Origin of the sequence: Celeribacter halophilus, from assembly GCF_900114135.1 — a bacterium.
In the GTDB taxonomy this organism is placed as follows: Bacteria; Pseudomonadota; Alphaproteobacteria; order Rhodobacterales; family Rhodobacteraceae; genus Celeribacter; species Celeribacter halophilus.
Genome location: NZ_FORY01000004.1, coordinates 21671 through 39764, shown reverse-complemented (window position 1 = coordinate 39764; position 18094 = coordinate 21671). Strand labels below are relative to the sequence as shown.

Annotated in this window: 14 protein-coding genes; 11 read left to right on the top strand and 3 right to left on the bottom strand. The window is 55.7% G+C overall.

The window, feature by feature from the left end:
- Position 1 precedes the first annotated feature (1 nt).
- From BM152_RS04855 to BM152_RS04815, 9 genes are all read left to right on the top strand, one after another.
- Positions 2-547, top strand: a complete 546-nt coding sequence (locus tag BM152_RS04855) for a CpaD family pilus assembly protein (protein WP_231730504.1) — start codon at positions 2-4, stop codon at positions 545-547.
- Positions 544-1773, top strand: a complete 1230-nt coding sequence (locus BM152_RS04850; RefSeq protein WP_066601777.1) for a CpaE/TadZ family protein — start codon at positions 544-546, stop codon at positions 1771-1773. Before BM152_RS04855 ends, BM152_RS04850 begins: the two co-directional genes overlap by 4 nt.
- Before the next feature lie 21 nt (positions 1774-1794).
- A complete protein-coding gene (locus BM152_RS04845; RefSeq protein ID WP_231730503.1) occupies positions 1795-3318 on the top strand; it encodes a TadA family conjugal transfer-associated ATPase in 1524 nt (507 codons plus the stop codon).
- A gap of 2 nt (positions 3319-3320) precedes the next feature.
- Positions 3321-4292, top strand: coding sequence for a type II secretion system F family protein (locus BM152_RS04840; RefSeq protein ID WP_066601773.1), 972 nt, complete (start codon positions 3321-3323; stop codon positions 4290-4292).
- Between the two features lies 1 nt (position 4293).
- Complete coding sequence (locus BM152_RS04835) at positions 4294-5247, top strand: type II secretion system F family protein (RefSeq protein ID WP_066602089.1); 954 nt, start codon at positions 4294-4296, stop codon at positions 5245-5247.
- Positions 5247-5693 (top strand): TadE/TadG family type IV pilus assembly protein, encoded by a 447-nt coding sequence (locus tag BM152_RS04830; protein ID WP_066601770.1) that lies wholly within the window; start codon positions 5247-5249, stop codon positions 5691-5693. Before BM152_RS04835 ends, BM152_RS04830 begins: the two co-directional genes overlap by 1 nt.
- Positions 5683-7500, top strand: coding sequence for a TadG family pilus assembly protein (locus tag BM152_RS04825; RefSeq protein ID WP_066601767.1), 1818 nt, complete (start codon positions 5683-5685; stop codon positions 7498-7500). Before BM152_RS04830 ends, BM152_RS04825 begins: the two co-directional genes overlap by 11 nt.
- Positions 7501-7575: 75 nt before the next feature.
- Positions 7576-8361: a tetratricopeptide repeat protein gene (locus BM152_RS04820; RefSeq protein WP_082715321.1), complete on the top strand. Its 786-nt coding sequence runs from the start codon at positions 7576-7578 to the stop codon at positions 8359-8361.
- Between the two features lie 139 nt (positions 8362-8500).
- The gene (locus tag BM152_RS04815; RefSeq protein ID WP_066601762.1) at positions 8501-9427 is read left to right on the top strand and encodes a hypothetical protein; all 927 of its coding nucleotides are present in this window, start codon (positions 8501-8503) and stop codon (positions 9425-9427) included.
- A 409-nt stretch (positions 9428-9836) separates the two neighbouring features.
- On the opposite strand, the gene BM152_RS04810 is transcribed toward BM152_RS04815, so the two are convergent.
- Both BM152_RS04810 and BM152_RS19505 read right to left on the bottom strand, forming a co-directional pair.
- Positions 9837-11888: an Ig-like domain-containing protein gene (locus tag BM152_RS04810; protein WP_066601755.1), complete on the bottom strand. Its 2052-nt coding sequence runs from the start codon at positions 11886-11888 to the stop codon at positions 9837-9839.
- A 247-nt stretch (positions 11889-12135) separates the two neighbouring features.
- On the bottom strand, positions 12136-14094 hold the full coding sequence (locus tag BM152_RS19505; protein ID WP_066601744.1) for a BapA/Bap/LapF family prefix-like domain-containing protein: 1959 nt from the start codon (positions 14092-14094) through the stop codon (positions 12136-12138).
- 297 nt (positions 14095-14391) lie between these two features.
- Between BM152_RS19505 and BM152_RS04800 the strand changes: the two genes are divergently transcribed.
- Positions 14392-16305 carry an ATP-binding response regulator gene (locus BM152_RS04800; RefSeq protein WP_066601743.1) on the top strand — a complete coding sequence of 638 codons (1914 nt, stop codon included), beginning with the start codon at positions 14392-14394 and terminating at the stop codon, positions 16303-16305.
- A gap of 157 nt (positions 16306-16462) precedes the next feature.
- Positions 16463-17116: a response regulator transcription factor gene (locus BM152_RS04795; protein ID WP_066601741.1), complete on the top strand. Its 654-nt coding sequence runs from the start codon at positions 16463-16465 to the stop codon at positions 17114-17116.
- 20 nt (positions 17117-17136) lie between these two features.
- Here the strand turns inward: BM152_RS04795 and BM152_RS04790 are convergent, their stop codons facing one another.
- On the bottom strand, positions 17137-17565 hold the full coding sequence (locus BM152_RS04790; protein WP_066601735.1) for a hypothetical protein: 429 nt from the start codon (positions 17563-17565) through the stop codon (positions 17137-17139).
- Positions 17566-18094: the final 529 nt, after the last annotated feature.

The window sequence follows — 18094 nt, the reverse complement described above, 5'->3', positions numbered from 1 at the left end:
TATGGGTAAAGCAAAGTCTATTCTGGCAGGGCTTGCCGTTCTTCTGGTCGCAGGCTGTGAAGGGCCTGCACCGGCCTCTGGCGTCACGGAACGTTTGTCCGCCCCTTATGTCGAAGCGCAGCACCAATACCGGTTTGCCTCCGGCTCCTCGACACTTTCCGCTGGGGAGCGCAGCCGAATTTCATCGTTTTTGAATACGCTTGTGCTGGATGCAGGCGATGTGCTCATCGTCACCATCCCGTCAACGGGCAAGCCGCAGATTGATGCAGAGCGGCAAGGCGTGATGCACTCGCTTCTGGCGCGGTATCCGGCCAAGACGCAGTATCTGCAAGACAACAATTTTGGCACGCGCCCGTCTCCCTATCGGCAGGTCGGGATTATTCGCGTCACGCGAGCGCAGGGGCTGAGTGTCAGTTGCCGGTCGGGAATTGATGATTTGGGCTGTGCCAATGCGACCAATCTTGCTGTGATGATCCATGAACCGGGTGATGTGCTTGAGCCGGATACGACGGCAGCAATGGCCTATCGGGACGGGAGCGGTCAATGAATCAGGTGTTGCCACTCTCTCAAACAGCGCGTCGCGTCGAAGCCTTCGTTGCGACAGAAGCCGGCCGCGATGCGGTAGCCTATCTCATGCGACAAGCTCCGGACGGAGATCAGGCGACCTATCACACTGGCACCTTGGAAACCTTGTCGCGTTTGTCCGGTATGGCCGAGTTTGGCGATATTGTTCTTGCGGAACTCGGTTCCTCGCCTCTGGGCGACACATTGGAGCTTCTGCGGGACGTGGTTGCGGATGGCGTCGAGATCGTGCTTCTCGGACCCGAGATCGATGTGCCGACCTATCGGGCCTACCTTGCTGGTGGGGCCAAAGACTATCTCATCGTTCCGCATCAGGAAGGCGACCCCCTGCTGGACTTGTGGAGCGCCTCCACAGCTTTGACCGCCCCTCCCACACAGCGGGGAAAATCCGTTGCGGTTTGCGGTGTTTGTGGCGGGGTGGGGGCAAGTCTTCTGGCCACCAATCTGGCTGCGGCATTGGCCGCATCGGTCAAAACCAAGGGTGAAAACCAAACAGGGGCCTCCCGTGTAGGGCTGTTGGATGCGGAATTGCATTTCGGCACCTTGGCTGTCGAACTGGATGTTGAAATGACGCCAGGCGTTTTTGATGCGCTGACAACTCCGGAGCGCGTGGATGCCACTTTCTTGCAAGCCACGATGCATGAGGTTCAGTCTGGTCTGTCGGTCTATTCCGCCGAGATTGAAGATCCGGCGCTTCTGCCCCGCTATGAAGCAGGTCTTGCGAGCCTGATGGGGGCTTTCAAGGATGTCTTTACCTCCTCTGTCGTGGACCTGCCGCGACGGTTCGTCATGGACGATCATCCTGTGCTGGAGACAGTCGATGATCTTGTCCTTGTGCTTTCGCCGGGTTTTGGCGCTGTCCGCTCTGCGGGGCGTTTGCTCGACCGGCTGAACCGTCGCAATAGTCCGCAACCACGGGTTTGGCTGTCACTGTCACATCTCCGTCGGGATGCCGGACTGAGTGCCAAAGAGATCGCCGATGCGCTCAATCACCCGCTGTCCTTTGAATTGCCGCTGTGTGCGAATGATATTGCGCGGGCTTCGGTCAAAGGGGAGCCGCTGCAAACACTTGCGCCGCGCAGCGCCTATGCCCGCCGCGTTCGTCAGTTTTCCGATGATTTGCAAAAGGGGTGGACTGCTGGCCCCTCAACCCCCGTTCAGTCTGCGTCATGGTGGAAGAAAAAGGCATAAGCGATGAGCGAGAGTGTCATAATGGCTCGTCAGGATATGGACGCTGTTCGCGCGGTGATTGCGGAGCGATTGCAAACACTTGTGTCCGAAGGGCGCGAAGGTGGCGCCTATGCGGTTAGTCTGGCGATTGATTGGTATCAGGACACCACAGGCCATATTCTTCCGCGTGAGCGTCAACGCCAGTTGATGCAACAGCTTGTGCCACTTGCAGAGGCTTCTCCTGTCGACACGGACAGACAGAGACCGGAGGCCAAACCCCGCGCCAATTACCAGCCGGATTTTACCAAGCGTGTCATGCGGCTTGGAACACAGGTTGCGCCGGAGGTGATGGACCTGTTGGATTTGCGCACACTTGCGGAACTCCCCTCCGAGGCACAGCGCATCGCAATTCGGGATGCCGTGCTTTCCGTCAGTCAGACACAGCGCATTGATCTCAACGGAATGGAGAGCGCCGAGCTGGTCGACTATGTGGTCGACGACATGCTCGGGCTCGGGCCGCTTGAGCGGCTGCTGGAGGACGACAGTATTTCCGAAATCATGGTGAATGGGCCGAGCCAGATCTATGTCGAACGTCAGGGCCAGCTTGAATTGGCTGATATTTCCTTTCGCGACAACGACCATGTGCTGACGATCGCAACGCGGATCGTGTCCGCGGTCGGTCGCCGTGTCGATGAGACAACGCCTTTGGTGGATGCCCGTCTCGAAGATGGCAGCCGGATCAATGTGACGATCCCGCCTCTGGCCGTGGACGGGCCGACCATGACAATCCGGAAGTTTCCCAAAGATGATTTGCAACTTGCGGACTTGATCCAGCGCCAGTCTCTGACCAAGGAAATGGCGGAGTTTTTGCAAATCGCGACACAGTTGCGTCTGAACCTGCTGGTGTCCGGAGGCACAGGGTCGGGCAAGACGACGTTGCTCAACGCGATTTCCCGCGAGATTCCGACAAATGAACGGATTGTCACGCTCGAAGATGCTGCCGAACTCCGGTTGCAGCAGCCGCATGTGGTCCGCTTGGAAACCCGCGCTGCCAATATTGAAGGTAAGGGTGAAGTGCCCATGCGGCGTCTGTTTCGCAATGCGCTGCGGATGCGACCGGACCGGATCATCATCGGGGAGGTGCGCGGCGAAGAGGCGTTTGATTTGTTGCAGGCCATGAACACAGGCCATGACGGGTCCATGAGCACCTTGCACGCCAACAATCCGCGCGAGGCTTTGACACGCATGGAAAACCTGATTGCCATGTCGGGCATTGTGCTGCCCTCAAGTTTTGTGCGCCAGCAACTCAGGGATGCCATCCATCTGATCGTACAAATCTCGCGCATGCGCGACGGGGTGCGGCGGATCACCTCCATCTCGGAGGTCGTCGGCGGCGAGGATGATGTCATCAGCCTACAGGAACTCTTTCGCTTCGTTCCGGAAGCGGGTTTGCAGGGTGGCCCGTTGAAGGGTCAGTTTGTCCCGACTGGAATGCTTCCAAGTTTCATAGACCGCGCGGCAGAGCAGGGGCTTGATGCCAAACTGCGGCAAGTTGTGAGGGTCTGATTATGGTCGGAACTGTGTCGGCCTTTATTATGATCTTTACGGCCTGCGTTGCCTTCGGCGCGGTTAGCCTGATCTTATATGACCGCGCACGGCGCATCCGGCGCGCGCGGCTTGTCCGTTACTCGGCAGATCAGTCCAAAACCACGCCCGAACTGGTGCGCCAACGGGTCGCCGAAACGGCCCGCAATGCCACACGCGCAGCTATGAAACAGAGGCGCGGCGGTGTGCGGGGGCTTCTGGAACAACGGGTCCGCGAGGCAGGTCTGTCCATGACACCCGCTTCGGTCCTGCTCTCTATGGGGATCATGGCCATCGGGATCGGGCTGGGCCTTACCTTTATGACATCTCTGGCCATGCCTTTGAGAGTTTTGGTCGCGATTGGTGGCGGCTGGATGATGGTCAATCTCTTTCTTGATCTGTTGAAAGGCCGGCGGGTGCGTCAGTTCACCGAAGCGCTCCCTGATTGCCTTGATGTGTTCGCCCGCGGTCTGCGGGCGGGTCAGCCGCTCGGCGAGTCCCTCGGACTTGTGGCCAGCCACTCATCGGGAATTGCGCGGGAGGAATTTCTGCGCTGTCGGGACGAGCATCGTGTGGGGCTGCCGTTGAACGAAGCACTCTCGGGTATGGCAGACCGGATCGCGACACCGGAGGCGCGGTTTATCGCTGTGGCGACCAGCCTTCAGGCCGAAACCGGCGGTAATCTGGTGGAGACGCTCGAAAACCTTGCAGAGCTTTTGCGCGACCGGCGCAAGCTGCGAAAGAAAGCCGCCGCTCTGTCCGCCGAGACACGAGTCAGCGCGATGATCCTGTCGGGGCTGCCCTTTGGAATTGGCTTGATCCTCTTCGTCCTCAATCCGGGTTATCTCAGCCCGTTGATCGAGGATCCGCGTGGGCATCTGATGACGCTTGCCGGAGTTCTAAGCCTCTCTTTGGGCATCTACAGCATGTATAAACTCTCACGGATTGATGTTTGATATGGCAAAGATCGGTGTCATCCTCCTGATTGTTCTGGGCCTCAGCCTCCTACAGTTTTTGTTCATGGGGGTGATGGATCAGCGGGCGCGTCGGTCCCGTTTGGCGCGTAGCATCTCGCGCCAAGCCTCCGGCGGGAGACCATTTGCAATTCAGCCTTCCGTAACTGCGCGTCTTGCACAGGGTATCACCCGTGTGGCGGCGTTGACTGCCGAACGGGTTTCCATCGTCAAAGGGGGCGAGGCAGAGGCGTCCGCAGCGCTGTTGAAAGCTGCCGGTATACGCAGTCGGGACGCTCATATTGTCTATGCGTTTCTGAAGCTGGTTCTGCCGGCTGCCGGTGGTCTTGTTGCCCTTCTGTGGCTGGTCCTCAATAGGGACGACACGGTGAGCCCGTTGAAAGTGATCACGATTGTCGCCGCCACTGCATTGGCTCTGTCGCGCGCGCCTGATGCGATCCTGTCGCGGAGAAAGAAGAAACGTCTCGACAGTGTGCGGCGGGGCTTTCCGGACATGTTGGAATTGCTGGTGATCGCCAGCGAAGCCGGACTGGGCCCGATGCCGGCGCTCAAACGCGTGGCGCGGGAGGTCTATGCGACCTGTCCGGATCTGGCTGTGGAAATGCAGCAATTGGTCATCGAACTCGGGGTTCTGCCGGAGCGGGATCAGGCATGGCGTAATTTTGAAGAGCGCCTTCCCCTGCCGGAAATTTCGGTTTTTGCTAATGCCATGGTGCAATCGGCCCGCTACGGCACGCCGTTTCGGGCGGCACTGCGGTCGTTGATGCTGGATTCGCGTGCGCAGCGGTTATTGCGGTTGGAAGAACAGGCAGGCCGTCTGCCTGCGCTTATGACTGTTCCGCTCATTCTTTTTATCATGCCCGCGCTCTTCATCGTTCTGATCGGTCCGGCGGCATTGAGTATTCTGGATAACTTAATGATCGGGGGATCGCAATAATGTTCAACTGGCGTGCGTTTTGGCGCGAAGAGGACGGCGCAACAGCAGTGGAATTTGCACTTGTTCTGCCGTTGCTGCTTAGCATGCTCTTCGGAATTGTGGCCTTCGGCCAATATTTTGCCATCTCAAACAGTCTCCAGCAAATTGCGGCGGAAGCCGCACGCTATTCTGTGAGTGAGCCGTATTTTGCGGATCGCAAAGATCGAGCTGAAACGTTTCTTACCTCTCCGGGGGGGCGTTTTTCCTTTCTAGACGCAGATCACATCATCAATACGGAAATTTGCGTTTTTCCGGAGGATCAAACCGATTGCGGCGTGACGAATGATTTCGATGCTGTGCAGATCACGCTGACCTATGATCTCGACGGGACCGCTGTCGCCATTGCGGACAGTTTTCTTGGCATCGGAATCGAGGATATTACACGAAGGAGCTACCTTGCGTATTAAGCAATTTCTCCAGCGTTATAACGCGGATGACTCCGGTGCCGTGGTGATCATCGTTGCCTTGTTCCTGACAGCGGCGGTGGGGTTTATGGCCTTGGGCATTGATCTTGGCTCTTTGTATTTCCGGCAGAAAACCCTCCAGACGCAGGCGGATATGGCCGCTGTCAGTGCGGTTCTGAATCTCTACGACGAAGCCGAAAGCGAAGAGGAGGAGGCGCCGCGTGTGGCGGTGACGCAGACTGTTTCGGGCAATGCACTGTCGGCGGCTGCGCTGACGGGCTTGAGTTACGGGCGCTATGATTACGACAGTGCAGTGCTTGCCGAGGACCGGTTCACAGAAGGCAGCCTGACGGACGCCGATGTTAATGCGGCGAAAGCCGAGCTTGCGGATTCCGCGCCCTTGTTTTTTGCGAAGAGTTTTCTCGATGCGGACAGCACGCCGCTCTCCGCCAGTGCCACAGCCGCGCGTTTTGACTTTGCATCCTTCAGTCTCGGGTCGCGGCTTTTGTCGATCAATACGGGAGAAAGTGTGCTGGACGGGCTTTTGGGCGGCGCATTGGGCACAACGGTTGATTTGGACGTTCTGGATTATGAGGCCCTACTGGATAAACAGATTGACCTTCTGACCTTTTCGGATGCCTTGGGAAACCGCATAGGTGCGACGGTTGGTGATTACGACACAATTCTGACCTCCGACATTGATCTGGCGGATATTGCGGGAGCCATTCTGGACACGGGGGTTGTCACTGACTCGACAGATGTCTTGACGACAATTCTCAATAGCACCGCATCTACGGCATTGAATGCGTCGGATTTGATTGGAATTGATGGCGACAATATCGCGGTGCAGCTGGAGGACATCCTTGGAGAAGTCAATGTCAATGCGCTGGATTTGTTGAAGGCCTCGCTGGATGTGGTGAATAAGGACCGGATTATCGAGATAGATAATCTAAGCCTGAGTCTTCCCAACCTATTGAACACAGATTTGAAACTGGTCGTCGGTGAGCGGGAGGCACATTCCGGTTGGATCATGCTCGGCGCACGCGGCGCAACCCTTCACACTGCGCAGGTGCGGTTGAAGCTGGAACTGGAGATAGCTACTCCAACATTGCTTTCTGGAGTGGTCAAGGTCTCTTCAGAGTTCTCCGTTTATGTTGAAGTGGCGAATGCAACAGCATCCTTGGTGGCTCTCAACTGCAATGCGCAGGAAGATACGGATATAATTGCGTCCTTTGATACCGGTCTGAGCGAAGACTGGGCAGGAACAAGTCTGGTAGAGGTTTTTATTGGTGAATTCTCTGAGCCGGATTTTGAGGACACAACAACTCCTTTGGTAAGTGCGGAACTCTCGCCAACGACATTGCTAGAAGTGTCCGCATTGACGACATCTCTTTTATTGGGTGACCACGTTGCCTCTGTGGAACTTGAAGCACACATTGATGTCGGCGCGGCCGAGCAAAAACAAGTCGACTTCACCCGTGAAGATGAAAAAAACAAAGTCAGCAAACAGATTTCCACGGGTGACCTTCTTGGGACAACGGTGTCTTCACTTGTGTCCGAGACAGATCTGGATGTGATCATCGGTGCGCGTAGCTCGCTTCTTGGTTCGCTTCTGGGGTTTTTGTTACCACCTGTTGACGATCTTCTGGATCGGCTTTTTGGTATCGTGCCGGAGCAGCTTATCACGGAGCTTCTTGGTCCCGTTGATGACACCATAGACAGCCTTCTCAACACCCTCGGCATCGGGATCGGGCAAGGAGATCTGACATTGGATGGTGTTAGTTGCGGAAAGGTTATACTTGTTCAATGACGCTGCATCACCCCACTTCCCGCCACGCTCTTTTTCGATCAACCTGACCGGAGTATCGCTTTGCGCATTTCCTTTATGACGACCCGTCTTCTCGCCCCTGTCTTGTTCGCGCTAAGCCTGTCCGCGTGTTCTTTGAGCATGCCCGCCGGAACGGGTGGCAGCACTTCGGGAGGATCGGAAACCCTGCGGCTGGCGCAGGCCACGTCCGAGACGGGGGATAATGAAACCGCCGCGCGTTTGTTTGAAAAAGTGCTCGTAACAGATCCGAATTCTGTGCCGGCGCTTTTGGGGGCGGGCAACAGTTACGCCGGTATGGGGCAGAACAGTCGGGCCGAAGCGGTTCTGTTGCGGGCTCACGACCTTGCGCCAAATAATGCCGAGGTGCTCACGACATTAGGGCGGGTCTATCTTGCCCAGCATCAGTCCGAGAAGGCGGTGGAGATCTATGACAAAGCCCTGCGCATTGATCGGCGCAACGTGTCGGCTCTGACGGGGAAGGGGGTCGCACTGGATACATTGTCACGCCACAAACAGGCGCAAGGCGTCTATGAAGATGGCCTAACCTACTATCCGACAAACTTCATCCTACGCAGCAATTACGCCCTGTCTCTGGCGATTTCCGGTGACATTTTGCGTGGAACAGCGATTTTGCAGGAATTGGTCAAGGACCCGGCGGCGGCGCCCTATGTGCGGGGCAACCTTGCGCTGGTATACGGGCTGGACGGGCGCGACAATGACGCCCGCGCAACCTTGGCGCATGACATGACACCGCAAGAGGTCGAGGAAAATATCCGGACCTATCAGGCTCTGCGCCGGATGAATCGGGAGGGTAAGCCTATCGGCTCTCTTGTATTCGTGTGAGGCAGTCCTCGTGGATACATCCTTAAGTTGATATAAAATACAACTTTTAGTTGTTTTATTCCCATCCTTATGTATGGATTTCCTCGTGCAGCCCTAAAACATGGTTGTGCGAGGAAACTTCCAACTACAGGAGAGGGAAATGACCCTTGAAAATCTGACGTTTGTTAAAGACCAACTGGCCGCTATTCCCGGCACACTCCAGACGACTCTTGGTTCCGTTACACCCGCAGTCGGGACACTGCTCTCAGGTGACGTGGTCAGTGATGCGTTGTCGGGTGTGACCGGCGCGCTGGATCTTGACTTGCTTGATGCGTCTGTCCTCACCGATACGGTCGGAACCGTGACAGGCTCTCTCGGGCTCGTCGATGGCTTGACAGGGACAGCCGGTCTCGACCTCCTCGACGCATCGCTCGTGAACGATGTGGTGTCTCTGGCGACAGATACGCTTGATGCCGACCTTCTCGGTGGTGTGTTGGATACGGTCACGGACAGTCTGGACACTTCGGTTGTCGATGGCCTTCTCGACACTGTAACTGGTGGCCTTGATACGTCGGTCGTTGATGGCCTGCTCGATACCGTGGCTGGCGGGCTCGATACATCAATCGTTGACGGTTTGCTCGACACAGTGACGGGTGGTCTTGATACGTCTATCGTCGACGGCCTGCTTGATACTGTGACTGGTGGTCTCGACACATCGATCGTTGACGGTTTGCTTGACACCGTGACGGGCGGTCTCGATACGTCGCTTGTCAGCAATGTGCTGGGAACCGTTACAGATACGCTTGATCTGGGTTTGACCGACACTCTGACCGACGGGCTGAACCTCGATATTCTCGACGGGCTGCTCGGAGGCCCGACCGATCTGCTTGATCTGTCTCTCGTGGACGGCGTGCTCGACACTGTCGAAGGGCTGCTGGGTGATGTGGATACCGGTCTCGTTGGCGGGGTTCTCGGGACGGTCACCGACGTGGTGGACACCGTTCTTGATACTGTTGGCGGCTTGACTGACGGTCTGCTCGGCGGACTTGATGACTTGGGCGGTCTGGGCGAGGAACTCGCTGCCTAAGTCGCTGATTAGTAACAAAATTACAGCCACCGCGCCATTCGCGCGGTGGTTTTGTTTTTGAGCTTCCTGTTCAACCTGTCTTTGGCATTTTGTCCTCAGACGACCCCCTTGATGCCCGAAGCAAGATGCACAAACGACCACAGAGACGAATGCATCCATGGCTTGTGTCATGTGTCTCGGGGTGGGATTGAGGCGGACCATGCTGGGTGAGTGGTTGGGGGGGGGGTGACACAATCCGCCTCTGGGGGGTGTCATGGAAACGCAACACCCCAAATGGAGAAGCAATGCAGGTTACTCCTCCTACGCTTCCCTGTGGGGCAGGAAAGCGATCTTGTTGTGGAAGGGCGGGGTAAACCGCCTTTCCGAGGCAGTCGGGCACTATGTTGCGCCCGACTGCGGAATTTTCCGGTTAGGCCACGTCGTCCAATAACCCACCTGTCAAGTCGCTGACGATGTCCATGACGGGGTCCAGGAGGTCGAGACCAAGGGTGGAACCGCTGTCGGATGTATCGCTTTCGGATTCTGTTGGTTCGCCCAGTAGACCTGTGCCGGTCAGTGCACCGACAAGCCCTTCCGAACCCGTGAGTGTTCCGAGGGCTCCATCATTGAGCACAAGGTCACCGAGAAGTCCTTCGGAGCCGGTGATGTCACCCAAGAGGGTCTCGCCATTGCCAGTCAGGTCGCCAAGGAGCCCTTCTGTTGCAATGATCGGGTCTAGAAGTCCCTGCCCAACGTCAAGCAGCCCCTCCGTCAAGCCATCAAGAAGATCGTCAAGCGGGCTCTCGTCGCTATTCCCGTCTGAAGCATCACCTGTTTCACCGAGCAATCCTGTGCCGGTCAGTTCACCAACCAGACCTTCATGCCCACTGACCGCTCCAAGCACACCGTCAGTGAGGAGAAGATCGCCGAGAAGTCCTTCGGACCCTGTAATGTCTCCGAGCAAACCTTCATTTCCGGTGACAGGGCCAAGCAGGCCGTCATCGCCGATCAAGCCATCCAGAATGCCATCCTCATCATCCTCTCCGACGCCGTCCCCAAGAAGCGGTTGCCCCAAGAGTTCGTTGCTCAGATCACTGAGGGGGCTGGACGACCCCACCAGTTCGCCAAGCAAACCTTCAGAGCCGGTGATGTCGCCAAGCGCCGCCCCGTCAGCAGTGACAAACCCGAGCAAACCATCTTCGCCGATAAGCGGGTCAAGGAAGCCTTGTTCTTCAGTGTCTGCAGTCAAGGACGGTTCAACAGTAACAGTAACGTCTGACTCGAGCGTTGCACCATGTTCATCCTCGACGGTGTAACTCAGGGTGTCGTCGCCTTCATAGCCGGGATCAGGCGTGTAATAGACGGTTTTGCGATCACCTGAGAGTGTCACAGTTCCATGTTCTGCGCTCACATCGGTGAACGTCAGTTCGGAATCGTCGCCGTCAGGGTCAGATGCAAGATCATCCGCGTTAATCGCGTTATCTAAGCTGTCAGGACTGACATCTGCTTCATATCCATTATCGATAGGATCTTTATTCTCGACGTTGACGAAAATGGTTTGGGTTTCCGTTTCACCAGTATCTTGATCTTGGACTGTATAGGTGAGGACATGCACACCGGGTTCGGCACCGTCGTCAGGTGTATACGTGACTGTCTGCCCGTCGTCGGAAACTTCTACTTCACCCTGTCCGTCCGCGCTCTCAGCATCCATAATGATAAGGTTTTGATCCGAGACGCCATCTCCATCAGTGTCACCGTCGTTATCAAGAGGAGTAATGACTGCGGAGGAATTGTTCTTATCTAAGTCTACCACATCGGAGTTTGTTACAATCGACGTGTTATCGTCCTGACTTGATGGAACGTAGATTTGAACCGTTCCAGTTTGTGTCTCACCATTTTCATCTGTGACCGTATATGTGAATTCGTCTACGCCTCCCTCTGAGTCTGCTGGCGCTGTGTATACATAGTCACCATTTTCACTGAGAACGAACTGCCCTCCAAGCTCCGTGGTGTCAGCATCTGGTGTAACGACAAGCCCCTCACCCGTGTCATTGGCAAGAACATTGCCTTCTGCACTATTGGTAGATGTATCGACGAAATCCTCATCATCGTTCACATTGAACGCTTCTTCACTACCACCATCGTCGTCATCATCATCACCTCCGCCGCCACCTGCGGCCAGAGCAGCAAGACCGAGAGCGCCCAGAGCGGCCACGGCGATGCCTTCTTCGGAGAAGCCGGTTCCGAGACCCGCCGCTGCGGTCGGATCGCCTTCCACCGTCATGTCATTGCTATAGACAATGCTGTGCAAAGATCCGTCGGACGCAGGGACATAGAAATCCTGGACCGTAATCTGGTCTCCTGTGCTCAAATTGATGACGAGATCATCGCCCGTTCGCGCATATGTTTCGAGGCCGGTTTGATCAATATCCAGATTTACACGCACCTGATCCGGAGATGCTTTGAGAATTCGATTTGACATGGTTCCACTCCTGATACCCATTTTTCACCCCCCGACTGGTTAAAACTCGGCGCACAATAGCGTCGCCTCAAAAGAGGACTTAAGTATGTATTAGGCATATACGATAGTTTATAGTCAATACAAACTGTTGATTATATGCGGCCAGTTTTGTCTCGGTGGTCGTTTGTGAGGCTTTTGCGGCCTGCACAAACGCAAAACGCCCCACCAGAAGGCAGGGCGTTTGTTGTGAATGGGTCGTTCTGTGGAATCAGGCAGTCTCCTCGCCGCCCAACAGGCCACCAGTCAAGTCACCGAGCAGATCACCGCCCAAGAGACCATCCGTCAGACCACCAAGCAGGTCACTGGAGCCCGATGCGTCACCATCCGTGATCAGGCTCAGGCCTGTCAGGTCATTCACGAGACCTTCGTCGCCGATCACTTCGCCCAGCACACCGTCATTGCCAGTCACATCACCGAGTAGACCGCTGTTGCCCGTGACATCTCCGAGCAAGCCGCCATCGGAAACAACCGCATCAAGCAGACCTTCGTCACCTGTGAGGCCACCGAGAAGACTGTCGTCTCCGCCTGTGAGACCATCAAGCAAACCGCCTTCGCCGCCGGTGAGGCCGCCAAGGATGCCTTCGTCTCCGGTTATCGCATCCAGCAAGCCATCTTCTCCGCCCAACAGGCCACCAGTCAAACCACCGAGCAGATCACCGCCCAAGAGGCCGTCCGTCAGGCCACCAAGCAGGTCACTGGACCCCGAGGCGTCTCCGTCTGTGATGAGGCTCAGGCCTGTCAGGTCATTGACGAGACCTTCGTCGCCGATCACTTCACCAAGTAGGCCGTCATTGCCAGTCACATCACCGAGCAGACCGCTGTTGCCCGTGACATCTCCGAGCAAGCCACCATCGGAGACAACCGCATCAAGCAGACCTTCGTCACCGGCGAGGCCGCCGAGAAGACTGTCGTCGCCACCTGTGAGACCATCGAGCAGACCGTCTTCACCGCCAGTGAGACCGCCAAGGAGACCTTCATCTCCGGTCACAGAACCGAGTAGGCCATCTTCGCCTCCAAGCAGGCCGCCGACGAGACCTTCGTCTCCAAGGATGCCACCCAGCAGACCGTCCTCGCCGCCTGTGAGGCCACTCAATAGACCATCTTCGTCACCGAGTAGTCCACCAACGAGGCCATCGCCACCAAGGAGACCACCGAGTAAGCCGTCATCGGCAAGGAGACCGCCCAGAAGGCCATCATCGCTGATCAAACCGCCAAGCAGACCATCATCGTCGGTCAGGCCGTCAAGCAACCCGCCAACGAGGCCGTTATTTCCAAGCAGGCTACCAACAAGGCTGTTGCCGCCCAGAAGTCCACCGATCAAACCGTCGTCCGTCAACAATCCGCCAACAAGCCCGTCTTCCGTCAGAAGACCGCCGACGAGGCCTTCGGAAGTCAAAAGACCACCAATGATGCCTTCGGAGCCGAGGAGGCCGGACGTCAGCCCAGTGCTTCCGAGCAGGCCACCCAGTAAGGAATCTTCGCCGAGAAGCGGGTCCGTGAGGCTGGCGAGGGGGTCGTCCGAAGTGGTGCCGTCACCAATCAATCCGGTGCCGAGAAGGGAGCCCACGAGGCCATCTTCGCCGGTCACGGCACTCAGCAGACCGTCCTCACCAGCGAGGTCGCCCAAAAGACCTTCGGAGCCAGTTACGGCGCCAAGACTGCCTTCGTTTCCGGTCAGTGTTCCAAGAACTCCATCGTCGCTCAACAATGAATCTACGGCCCCGGTTGTTACTACGGCTTCGTCATCTTCGGTGCCGTCGCCTTCGGTGCCGTCGTCTTCATCGTCCTGCCCGGTATTGTCGTCAGAGCTGTCTTCGTCTGTCGTATCATCATCTGAGTCGCTCAAAAGCACGGCTGCGCCAAGACCGGCCGCGGCTGCGATGCCTGCGCCGATCTCGTCGATGGCAAATCCTTGTCCGAGCCCTGCCGCTGCGGCTTCTTCGGACGTCAGACCTTCAACACCGCTGAATGTGCCGTCTTCAAAAATCAGGCGATGCGCTTCGCCATTTTCTGTGGGCGTATAGAAATCCTGAATGTTCAGAACCTCACCATTGGTTTGCTCAACCAAAAGATCATTGCCCGATTTCACATATCGGCTGACGCTGTCTTTGTTCAGATGAATCTGAACGTCCACACCGTCCCCAACCACAAATCCACTCATCGCCATTCTTCAAATCCTTCTGCTGAAGACCCCTGCGGCCAATACCCAAATGTAGTTAACAGGGAAAAGGATTACCTGTCACACCTAAAATAATCAATAAATATATAATACCTATCCATAAGGATGTTGCTGATACGCCATATTATGAGAAATCTGGAAATCCGGCTTGCAGTCGGTTTGTGGGCGGTGGATGTCTACTTCATCACCAGAGCAAGCGAACAACAAACAGCCTTATAATTTCGGGATTGGCTGCGGCAGAACAGTCGTCGCAGACCTTCTGAAAACAACAGTTAGGGTTTTAATATGCGCCCCATTATTCAGACGATTGCCCGCATGATCGCCACGGATCGCAGACCGTCTGTTCTCGCGAGCGAGGGCGGCAAGGTGTTGCTCGCCAATGCGCCTGCGCAGCGGTTGTTGCTCGACCAGGAAGGCATTCACGACAGTCTGGACTGGCCCGGGCTTTGTGCGCAGGCGCATCGGGCAGGGAGTATTCCCGTTTCACTGACACTGGGGACGGATACTTTGGAGGGAGAAATCGTCCACCTGTCTCTGGGCGCCGGTGATGGCTATCTTTTACGACTAGCCTCGAATGACCTCGAAGCCACATGGCTGCGCAACCGGTCGCGCGCGGCGACGCTTATGCGGGTAGCGCATGATTTGCGCACGCCGATCCAGTCGCTTCTGGCAACGGCGGAGAATGTGCTGGACGATGGGGGGCAAGCCTCTGAAGAGCAACGAAATAAGGCGCGCGAGCAACTGCAGCAGACATCCGAAGTGGCTCTTGATCATATCAGCAATGTGCTTGGCGTTATTCGCGGCGAGCAAAGTGTCGCCGGTATACGCCCTGATGAAACCTTCAACCTCACGGAGGAATTGCGCACGCTTGTCATGATGATTTCGCCGATTGCGCGCAATCAGGATGTGGCGCTCAAACTCTGGTTGGATCCGCATGAAGACATCTGGGTGCATGGACCGGTGCGTTTCGTGCGCGCGCTGTTCCAGAACATCATCGACAACTCCGCAAAATACGGCGGCAAGGAAGTCGAGATCGGCCTGACCTGTCGTCCCTTGCCGTCGCCGGAGACCGGGGTGGAACGTCTCAAGATTATCCTGACGGTCAAGGACATGGGCGGTGGCATTCCTCCCGAACAACAGGCACGACTGCGCGCGGCTTTGGGGCAAGGCGATGCGGCTCAACCGCCTGCCGTCACAGAGCGCAAGGACCGTCCCTCTGCGGGGATGAATGTGCTCGCCCATGCACTGCGCCAGCTGGGGGGCACACTCGAACTGTCAGACAGATACGCCGAGGGCGCAGAAAACGACCGTGCGGATCACGCAAAAGACGTGATCGGGACAACAATAAAGGCCACCTTTATGCTCCAGAAAGGTGAGAAGGCTGACAATTTCAGCCCAAGCACCCCGCCAGAAAAGCATGCATCTTTGCAAGGCGTATCGATGATTCTAGTCGAGGACAGCCCGACGAGTCGGGACTGGCTTCAGCATATCCTCACCTCCGCAGGAGCAAAGGTCTGGTCCGCCGGAAACGGCATCGAGGCGCTATCCTTGCTAGACAAGTCGGAGATTGTAGACAATCTGGATCTTATACTTACGGATATGACCCTACCGTATATGTCGGGAGTCGAATTTGCGCAGCGTGTGCGTCAAACCCGAAAGGGTGGGTGGAATGGGCCTATTCTGGCGCTGACGGCACATGTTGCGGACGAAATCGTGACAGCTTGCCATGAGGCCGGTATCGCCAAGGTGTTGGAAAAACCTATTCGTCCGGCGCAATTAAGTGCTGCAATCCTTGCTGTGCTTCACAAGCCTGATGAGTCGGAGCCACCTGTGCCACACCAACCTAAAATTGCTAAAATCTCGCAAACCGTCACACCGGTCCTGAAAGATGAGGTTGTGCAAGATTTGCTCTCCCAGTTAGGGACGGAGGGTGCAATGACCTATATGCAGCGCGCTCATGCAGAAGCGAAAGATATTTTAACCAAACTTAAGTCGGACGGGGTCGGGCCGGATACGGGTCGAATGCTACATGCAGCCACCGGCGTGTGTAGCCTGACCGGCCTTGGTGCGCTTGAAAACTGTTTAAGAACAATGGAATGCGACTTTGATGAGGGCAGCGATCTCCCGTCTCGTTTCCCGGAACTCGAAGAGTGTCTTGATCTAACACAAGAAGCCATTCACACACTCAAACAAAAGTAAATGATCTGACGTCAAGACTTGTCGTTATTTTGAATTTAATTCATACCATGTTGATATTTCTCGGTTCAAACTGTTTCTGTCAGCTATGTTGAGTTTACATCGTTTAGGCGGTAGGAAATTAGACAAGCTATCAAAATAATTTTTAGAGAGGCTCTAAATGCCAAAAGCAACCGCAAGTTCCATGCAAGGCAGCAAAATTAGCGTCTTGATTGCGGACGATCACGCCATGATTCTGGATATGTTTGATCATTTCCTATCGAATCTACCTGAATTTGAAGTGCGCACCGCGCCCGATCTGGATGCTGCATTGTCTATTATTGACGAACATGGAGCTTTTGATCTGGTTTTGGTGGACCTGCAAATGCCCGGTATGAATGGCGTCGGCGGGTTGAAGAAGGCGCTGGATAGAAACGAGGGGCGGCCCACGGCGCTCTTGACCAGTGATCCCACGGCTCAAGTCATCTCCGAAATTCTTCAAATGGGCGGTTCCGGTGTTATTCTGAAAACCACGTCCCTGAAAAATCTCGCTAATGAAATGCGTTTCATGGCGGCAGGCGGTCGGTACGTTCCGGTTGAACTTCTTGACCCGCATATGATGAAATCGCGGGGCACAGCGCAATCGCCTTTGTCGACCCGCGAAATGGATGTGCTTGCCTTGTTGGCCGAAGGTCGCCCGAACCGTGAAATCGCTGAAGAGCTGTCTTTGGCCGAGGCTACGGTGAAGATGCATGTGAAATCGATCTGCACAAAGCTTGGCGCCAACAACCGCACGCAAGCCGTGATCGTCGCGCAAGACAAGAACTACATCTAGAGCACGCGGGTTTCCGGGGCTTAGTTCAAAGCACGCAGCTTTTCGAGAATTTGTCTCTTGGTCGCATTGGCGGGCAGGGTTTCATTACACAGGCCCAACTCTGCCAAGACTGACTCGCCTTCCCACATCTCGCTTTCAATCGCGATGATGCACGCATCAGGCTGCGCGCGCCGGATTTGCATACAGATGTCGGCGGCCGCTTCGGGCGAGCCAAAGAAATCTTCATCGACAATAAGAATGTCTGGCGCGTTCTCGCTATGACGCAGGATGCCGAGGGCCTGATCGCTGTCTTCGCCACGCAAGAGTGACATGCGATACCCGCAGCCAGGCTGACTGAGCTCATAGGGCAGGTGGTCCCAGTCGAGAAGAGCAAGCACGTTCAGATCTTCGGCGAGCGCATTTTGTGTAACAAGCGCGGAGTTTGTTGTGTCGAAAGTCTGGCGCAACATGTGGCAACATCCTTTTCCTTGCACCATTTAGCTGGTGCGTGCGAACTACCCGGTGTGAAGAGCTCTGTTCACCGGCAACCAGCGTGTGGCTTTGGTCTCGGTCAAAGAAGTGTGTTTGTATGAAGGATCAACCCAACCACGGTTTGCACGCAAAAGAGGCACAGCGCCGTTGCTGGGGCAATTGGCATGCTTCATCTCTATCTCCATCCGCGCGAAAAGACGGCTCTCAAGGGTGGAGACATTCGGACGCGGTTTGTGTGAGCGAAAGAGTTTCATATCTGCATCATCCATCACGTTGGTTCCGCGAGAGTGACATTGTGCTACGCACGAAATGTAGTCTCTCGCCCACGATTGTTTTGAGGCTAGCACAAGAAATATACGTTAGTATATAGAAAATATCTTTTGATACAAAAATACCTATTTATGGGGTCTTTCGCTGAGCTCCGCCGGAGAGCAATCGCTTTGAAAAACGGATTTATATGCGGAGGAACTCACCCTGCCGGAGGATATTGAAATCCACTAGCCAATT